Annotated in this window: 7 protein-coding genes; 5 read left to right on the top strand and 2 right to left on the bottom strand. The window is 72.5% G+C overall.

Going from position 1 to position 7,632, the window contains the following annotated elements; all coding sequences use genetic code 11:
* The 3 genes from VGO20_RS21860 to VGO20_RS21850 form a co-directional block, all read left to right on the top strand.
* The coding region (locus VGO20_RS21860; RefSeq protein WP_327504504.1) for a gamma-glutamyltransferase at positions 1–258 on the top strand (258 nt) is incomplete at its 5' end.
* Between the two features lie 100 nt (positions 259–358).
* A complete protein-coding gene (locus tag VGO20_RS21855; RefSeq protein WP_327504503.1) occupies positions 359–1,096 on the top strand; it encodes a pyridoxine 5'-phosphate synthase in 738 nt (245 codons plus the stop codon).
* 39 nt (positions 1,097–1,135) lie between these two features.
* Complete coding sequence (locus VGO20_RS21850; RefSeq protein WP_327504502.1) at positions 1,136–1,687, top strand: putative pterin-binding protein; 552 nt, start codon at positions 1,136–1,138, stop codon at positions 1,685–1,687.
* A gap of 40 nt (positions 1,688–1,727) precedes the next feature.
* On the opposite strand, the gene VGO20_RS21845 is transcribed toward VGO20_RS21850, so the two are convergent.
* Together VGO20_RS21845 and VGO20_RS21840 are read right to left on the bottom strand one after the other, a co-directional pair.
* A complete protein-coding gene (locus tag VGO20_RS21845; RefSeq protein ID WP_414639873.1) occupies positions 1,728–4,148 on the bottom strand; it encodes a YbcC family protein in 2,421 nt (806 codons plus the stop codon).
* Between the two features lie 20 nt (positions 4,149–4,168).
* Entirely contained in the window at positions 4,169–5,725 is a 1,557-nt protein-coding gene (locus VGO20_RS21840) for a proton-conducting transporter transmembrane domain-containing protein (RefSeq protein ID WP_327504501.1), read from the bottom strand.
* 120 nt (positions 5,726–5,845) lie between these two features.
* Here VGO20_RS21840 and VGO20_RS21835 point away from each other — a divergent pair, with 120 nt between their 5' ends.
* Entirely contained in the window at positions 5,846–6,736 is an 891-nt protein-coding gene (locus tag VGO20_RS21835) for a LysR family transcriptional regulator (RefSeq protein WP_327504500.1), read from the top strand.
* A 90-nt stretch (positions 6,737–6,826) separates the two neighbouring features.
* Positions 6,827–7,632 (top strand): oxidoreductase (locus VGO20_RS21830; protein WP_327504499.1); only part of this gene is annotated, 806 nt, incomplete at its 3' end.

Below are 7,632 nucleotides of genomic sequence, written 5' to 3'. Positions count from 1 at the left end.
ACGCAGGCCTGGGGCCAGAACCCCCAGACGGCGAGCGACGCGCCGCGCTGGCGCGTCGTGAAGGGCCGCGAGGTCGCGGTCGAGGCGACGATGGACGCGGCGGCCGTCGCCGGCCTCCGGGCGCGCGGTCACCTCGTCGTGCCGGAGTCGCCCGACGTGTCGTTCGGCTTCGGCGGCGCCCAGCTGATCCACCGGATCGAACGCGGCTACGTCGCCGGCTCCGACCACCGCAAGGACGGCTGCGCCGTGGGGTTTTGACGGCCGCCCCGACTGTCGCCGAAGACCGGCCCTTGGCAGGCCGGGACGGCCCGCATAAGCTCCTGCACCCCAGGATCGACATGCGGTGCGCGGAGGCGACATGCCGGCCAATCTCAGCGTCAACGTCAACAAGATCGCGCTGCTCCGCAACTCCCGCGGCGGCCCGATCCCGGACCTCGTCCATTTCGCCCGGCTCGCGATCGAGGCCGGTGCGCAGGGCATCACCGTGCATCCGCGCGAGGACGCGCGCCACATCACCCTCGACGACGTCCTCGCCCTCGCCGAGATGCCGGAGATCCGGGACGGCCGGGTCGAGTTCAACATCGAGGGCAACATCCGGCCGGAGCTGGTGCGCCTGACGCGCCGCATCGTCCCGACGCAGTTCACGGTCGTGCCCGCCACGCCCGGGGAGCTGACGTCGGACCGGGGCTGGCGCGCCTATGACGACCAGGAACAGCTCGCGGCCCTCGTCGCCGCGCTGAAGGGCTCGGTCCGGATCAGCGTCTTCACCGACGCCGATCCGCGCTCGGTGGCGCTCGCATGCGAGGCCGGCGTCGACGCGGTCGAGTTCTACACCGGCGCCTATGCCGCCGCGTTCGACGTCCCGGCCGAGCGGGACCGGCACTTGACCGCGCTGGCCGGCGCGGCAGCACTCGCCCGCTCGCACGGGCTCAGGATCCATGCAGGGCACGATCTCGATACCCTGAACCTGCCTGCGCTGCTGTCGGCGATACGGCCGGATGAGCTTTCCATCGGCCACCGGCTCGTCTCGGAGGCGATCGAGCATGGGCTGGCGGCGACGGTCCGACGCTACCTGGACGTGCTCGCCACCGCCTGAAACCCGCCGGCCATTTACCAGAATAAGGAGTTTCCGCCCATGTTCCTGCGTCTGGCCGCAGCCCTGCTGCTCGCCTTGTCCGCCGCGACCGCTTCGGCCGCCGAACTCGCCAAGCCGGAAGGCCCGGTGGTCCTGACCGTCCATGGCGACGTCGGCGCCGCCAACCGCGGCCCGCTCGATCCCTTCCACGACGCCCTGTTCGCCTTCGGCGACGTCACCTTCGACCGGGCGGCCGTCTTCGATACCGACATGCTGACCGGCCTCGGCATGCACGCGGTCGAGACCTCCTACCAAGACTGGCCCGGCCGCTTCCGCTTCGAAGGCCCGCTGCTGCGTGACGTCCTGACCGCCGCGGGTGCTGCCGGCAAGAACGCGACCGCCTTCGCGCTGGACGGCTACGGCGCCGAGATCACGGCCGAGGACATGGAGCGCTACCCGGTCATCCTCGCGCTCAAGCGGGACGGCGAGTGGCTCGGGCTCGGCGGCCGGGGGCCCGCCTGGGTGGTCTTCCCGCGCGAGGAGCATCCCGAGCTGATGAAGCGGGACGATGCGCAATGGGTCTGGGCGGTGGCCCGGATCGAGGTGAAGTAGGAGGGACGCCACCCGGGCCCGGCCCGGGTGGCCGCCACCTTTAGCCTGCCGTCTCCAGCTGCGGCTCGCATTCCACCCTTGCCTCCACCGGCGTCCATTCGAGGCCGCCGGCATAGCGCCAGGCCATCCGGCCCTCGTCGTCCAACGCGAAGAGGTGCAGCCAGCGATTGTCGAAGAGCGCGCGCACCCCGTCGTGGCGTGCCAGAACCTCGACCATCGCCGCGCGCGGCGCCTCGATGCAGACCGACAGGCGCAGCGGCTCGTGGACCAGCCTTTCGCCGTCATGGACCGACTGCCACGGAAGGCCGGCGCGCAGCAGTCCGCCATTGCCCTCGACGACGCCGATGCCGCCGGTGACGTTGTGCAGCAGCTTGTCGCCGGAGCCGAAGACCTCCGGGGCGACGGTCGAGCCGTAGTATTGCAGGCTGATCCAGCTCGCCACCACGACCGGCGCGGTCATGATGAGCTCGAGTGTCCCGAACCCCTCGTCCCGTCTCCAGTCGTAGTCGTGGAGGAAGGCCCGCCCTTCCAGGCTCCTTCCTGCGGTGCGGCCGCGCGGCGCGGCGATGAAGGCATTGCAGCCCGCGAGCGCCCATTCCGGGCGCACCTCGGCCCAGTCGCGGCTGCGGGACGCGACGCCCCTCCCGCCGGCGGCCCGGGGAAGCCGCAGCGCGCGTTCGGCCCGAGCCGCCTTGCCGGCCGCGTCGAGCCGGGCGCGCGCGCGCTCCAGGTCGGCGGCATGGGCGGGCGACGGATGGTCGGCCGCGTAGATCGTGACCGCGTCCGTCGTGGTGTCGTGCAGCGCGCCGAGGAAAAGGGTGTCCTCGGGAACGTCGATGCCGCGCGACGCCAGTCCGGATCGCACATCCCGGTCGTTCAGCAGCACCGCGAGCAGGCGGGCGTTGACCTCGCCGGAACGGCCGCCGCAGGCCCCGCACTGGAGCGCGCCGGCATGGGGGTTGTTGACGACCCCGGCCCCATGCCCGGCCAGCAGGACCAGGCGCGCGAAGTTCTCCGTGAGCGACATCGCCCGCAGCACCGTCTCGGCCACGCCCGTGCGCGCGTCGACGTCGAGGGTCGGGTCGAACCGCGGCGCCGGATCGTCCGCCGCCCCGGCCGCCCGCAACCCGAGCCCGTCGCGGACCAGCTTGGCCGCGTAGACCGGCCCGGTCGCCTCGACGAACGCGAACGACGAGACCGCGGCGAGCTTGAACCGTCCCCAGGCCCGCTTCGCCCGGGCGGCGATGCGGGCTGCCCGGTCCGCAGCATCATCCCCCGGCCCGCCGGCACGGGTGGAGATGCGGGGCTCCAGCAGGACCGGCAGTCGCCGCTCCTCCACGTCCGACGCGAAGCGACGGTGCGCCACCGGGAGGCCGAAGAAGCCCGCGAACCCCAGCGTCTGGATGCCGGGGTCCGCCGCTTCCAGCGCGCGGCGGAACACCTCCGAGCGCACGTCGATGCAGAAAGCGGCCTGGAGCGCCGGGCGCCCGGCGGCCGGCACGGGGGATGGCGCCGCCAGAAGCGTCGCGAGTTCCCGCTGCGCCGCGCGCTCGGCCGCCTCCTGCAGGATCGCGTCCACGACCAGGTCGTTGGTCGGCGCCACCGGTGCCGCGTAGCCGGCACGCACCTCCTCCCACCGCGCGCCGATCTCGTCGCCGTGGCGGCCGTGCAGCGCTTCCTCCCAGACGAGCCGGACGGCCAGCAGGCCGACGAGGACGTCATCCGATCCGCCGGCGAGTTCGGCCTGCCACAGCCGGTAGCGCGCGTACTGCGCCCAGCCCCCGAGCGTCACGAGCATCCGGTGGAAGTAGCTGGCGAGTGCAGCTCCACGGAGCCCGAGGCGCGCGACCGCCCGCGCGATCGCGGCCCGGGCGTCCTCCGGCGCGTCGGCGACATGCGCCGCGAACCCGGACAGGCCCGCGACCTCCGGCGTCAGATCGTGCGTCGCATAGGCCCGCCACGCGGCGTAGGCGCCTTTGCCGCGCGGTGCCGCCCACAGCGCCTGACCCTCGTCGAAATACCCGGCCGCCCAGGCGCCGATGCGCTCGGCGATCAAGGCCGGCCAGTCGATGCCCGAGACCCGGGCCGCCAGATCGGCGACGGTCGGCAGCGCCTCGGGCTCGGGCGCCGGCCTCATCGCCGCCTCCTTCAGCGCGGGCACGTCCTTCGGCCGCAGGTCCGGCGGCGCGCAGGCAAGGGCGGCGGCGAGGTCTTCGTCGGCGATCGCGCCGGAGGCGATCCGCCCGGCATACCAGCTCCGCGGCATGGTCACGCGGATGCCTGCGACCCGGCGCAGCCGGGCACCCGCCTGGGCGAGGCCGTCTCCGGTCTGGCCGAGGAAAGGGTTGACCGCCACGTTCGAGGCGAGCGGCCAGGCCGGCGGAATGGCGCGCATCGCCGCATCGGTCGCCTCGGTCAGCGCATCGGCGTGGAGCGTGGTCAGGGTGGCGTTCTCGGCCATCTCGGTATCTCCCGGGGCTGTCAGGACGGGCGGCGGACGGACCAGCCGCCGAGGACGCGGTCGAAGAGCGCGTTCGCATAGAGGCCGTTCGACAGGTGCACGCGCAGGCCCGCCGCGGCCGGGTGGTGCGCCCAGAGCGGAAAGGCCGATTGGGCGGCCGCGACGAAGCCGAAGGTGATGACCGCCAGCACGATCAGCGCCCATTCGAGGGGGCCGGGGGCCGGCGTTGCCGGCAGCGTGCCTGCGGTCAGGCGTTCCGCGCCGGTCTGCAGCGCGAAGTAGGCGGTCGCGGCGGCGACCGAGAGCAGTGCGGTGCGCCGGGTGAGCGGCCGGGGCGCCGCATCGGCCAGCCCCTGCGCAAGCAGGTAGGCGACGCCGAAGATCAGGATGGCGCCGAGCGCGACCGCTTGCGGCGACTTGCTCTCGAACCCGAAGGCGGCACCGACCGCGCCGTAGATGGCGAGCGCCAGCACGAAGGCGCGCGCGATCGCGCCGCCGCCCGGGACCGCGACCGGACCGGGCCGTCGGATTGCCGCGACCCCCTCGACCGCACCGCCGGACGCGAGGAAGGCGTGCGCCTTGTAGAGCGAATGCGCGACGATGTGCAGGAGTGCCAGTGGGAAGAGCGCGAGCCCGCATTGCAGGATCATGAAGCCCATCTGTGCCACGGTGGACCAGGCCAGCGACGTCTTGACCGTCGGCTGGGTCAGCATCACGAGCCCGCCGAACAGGGCGGTGAACCCGCCGATCCCCACCAGCGCGGCCAAGACGCCGGGCGCCAGCAGCATCACGTCGGCGAAGCGGATCAGGAGGAAGCCGCCCGCGTTGATCACGCCGGCATGGAGGAGCGCCGATACCGGCGTCGGGGTCTCCATCACCTCGGTCAGCCAGCCATGGGTCGGGAACTGCGCGGATTTCAGCAGGGCGGCGACGGCGAGCAGCCCGGCCGCCCAGGGTGCCGCCGCGGGCACGGCACCCGCCCGCGCCGCCTCCAGGATCTCGGCGAGGTCGCCGGTGCCGAAACCGACGGCGAGCAGGATCGCGGCCGCGACCAGGGCCACGTCGCCGATCCGCGCCGTCACGAATTTCTTGCGCGCGGCGCGTTGCGCGGCGATGCGGTCCGGGTGGAACAGGAGGAGCCTGTGCAGGCAGAGGCTGGTCGCGATCCAGGCGGCGACGAACTGCACGAGGGTGCCCGCGGAGACGAGCAGCAGGACCGAGGCCAGCGTCGCGCACAGCCAGCCCGTGAAGGCGCCCTGCCGGGTCTCCCCGTCCAGATAGGTGGCCGCGTAGCGCAGCACGACCCAGCCGACGAAGGAGACGAGCGACAGCATCGTGACGCTGACCGCGTCCACGCGCGCCGCCAGGCCGATGTCGCCGAAACCGACCGTCGGCCCGGTTCCGGCACCCCGGTCCGCCAGGACGACCACCGAGAGGACCGACGCGGCGAGCGCGAGGAGAGCCATGATCTCGGCCGACCGGACGGCGAAACGGGGTCGCGGCCCCGGACTCAGGAAGGCGACGACGGATGCGGCGGCGAGAGCCGCGGGGGCGATCAGCGGCAGAAGGTGGATCAAGGCTCGTCTCCCTGCGCGGTGGTGCGGGCGAGGTGGTGCGGGTCGGGAGACGGATAGCAGCCGGATCGGATCAAGAAAAATTCATTGTTCTCGCGTTATCGTTCTATATGATCGAACGATATGGGCGAACTCAACTACCACCATCTCCGCTATTTCAGGGCCGTGGCGCATGACGGGAACCTTACGCGCACGGCGGAACGGCTGAACCTGTCGCAATCCGCGCTGTCGGTGCAGATCCGCAAGCTCGAGGAGCGCCTCGGCCACAGCTTGTTCGAAAGGCGCGGCCGCCAGCTTCACCTGACCGAAGCCGGCCGCATCGCCCTCGACCATGCGGACGCGATCTTCGCGACCGGCGACGAGCTCGTCGAAACGCTGAGGGGGACGGAGCACGCGCGCCGGGCCGTGCGCGTCGGTGCCCTCGCCACCTTGTCGCGGAACTTCCAGATAGGGTTCCTCCGGCCGATCCTCGGCCGTGCGGACGTCGAGGTGGTCCTGCGGTCCGAAAGCCCGGCGGGGCTGCTGCGGGGGCTGGAGGCGCTCAGCCTGGACGTGGTGCTCCTCAACCAGCCTCCCGCCCGCGATGCCGCGGCCTCCTTCGTGTCGCACCGGCTGGCCGAGCAGCGCGTGAGCCTGGTCGGAACGCCGTCCCTCCTCGGGCGCGGCGCCCCGCTCGCGGAGCTGCTTGCGTCCCGGCCGGTGATCCTGCCGACGGCGGACAGTGGCGTGCGGACCGGCTTCGATGCGCTGGCGGACCGGTTGGGCATACGCCCGCAGATCGCGGCCGAGGTCGACGACATGGCGATGATGCGCCTTCTGGCGCGTGAGGGCGTCGGCCTGGCGGTCCTGCCGCCGATCGTCGTCAAGGACGAGCTGGGCAGTGGCCTGCTGGTGGAGGCCGACAGCCTCCCCGGGATCGCCGAGACGTTCTACGCGGTGACGATGGAGCGCCGGTTCCCGAACCCGCTCGTGCGCAGCCTGCTGCAGGGTGCCGGGACGGAGGCCGGCTCATGAGGATGCGGCGCTCCTACTGGCACTGCTGACGGGAGACCCCCTCCCCGAACTGTGGCAACCTCCAACGTCCCGCAAGAAGGAGAAGCCGGCGTGCCAACCATTTGGGATCCGGTCAGGGTCGGACGCCTGACGCTGAAGCACCGCCTCGCCATGTCGCCCCTTACGAGAAGCCGTGCCAACGCCGACGGCACGCCGGGCCCCTTCGCCGCCGAGTACTACGCCCAGCGCGCCTCGTTCGGGCTTCTGATCAGCGAGGGCACGCAGCCCTCCGACGACGGACAGGGCTATCCGACCACGCCCGGCATCTACACCGACGCCCACGTCGCGAGGTGGCGGGACGTCGTCTCCGCCGTGCATGGGGCGGGCGGGCGCATGATCATCCAGCTGATGCATGCGGGGCGCGTGTCGCAGCCCGAGAACACGCCCCATCACCGCGTCCCCGTCGCGCCGTCCGCCCTCTCCACGGGCGAGAAGATGTTCACGGCCAGGGGCATGCTGGACGCTCCGACGCCGCGCGCGCTGTCCGGCGAGGAGGTGCGCGCGACCGTGCGGGACTACCGGCATGCCGCGGCCCGGGCGATCGAGGCCGGCGCGGACGGCGTCGAGATCCATGGCGGCAACGGCTATCTGCTCCAGCAGTTCTTCTCCCCGAACGCGAATGTCCGCACGGACGAGTACGGAGGCTCGATCGCGAACCGGGCGCGGTTCGCGCTGGACGTCGCCGCGGCGGTCGCGGACGAGATCGGGCCGGATCGGACCGGGATCCGCCTGTCCCCGGGATCGCGCCTCGGCGGCATCGACGAGGGCGAGGACTACCCCCGCTTCTATGCCCATCTCGTCGGCGAGCTCGCGACCCTCGGCCTCGCCTATCTCCACCTCGCCCATGGCGGCAACGA

Source organism: Arenibaculum sp., assembly GCF_035998295.1.
Taxonomy (GTDB): Bacteria; Pseudomonadota; Alphaproteobacteria; order Azospirillales; family Azospirillaceae; genus DASYHS01.
This window is presented reverse-complemented; position numbering and strand designations above follow the sequence as displayed.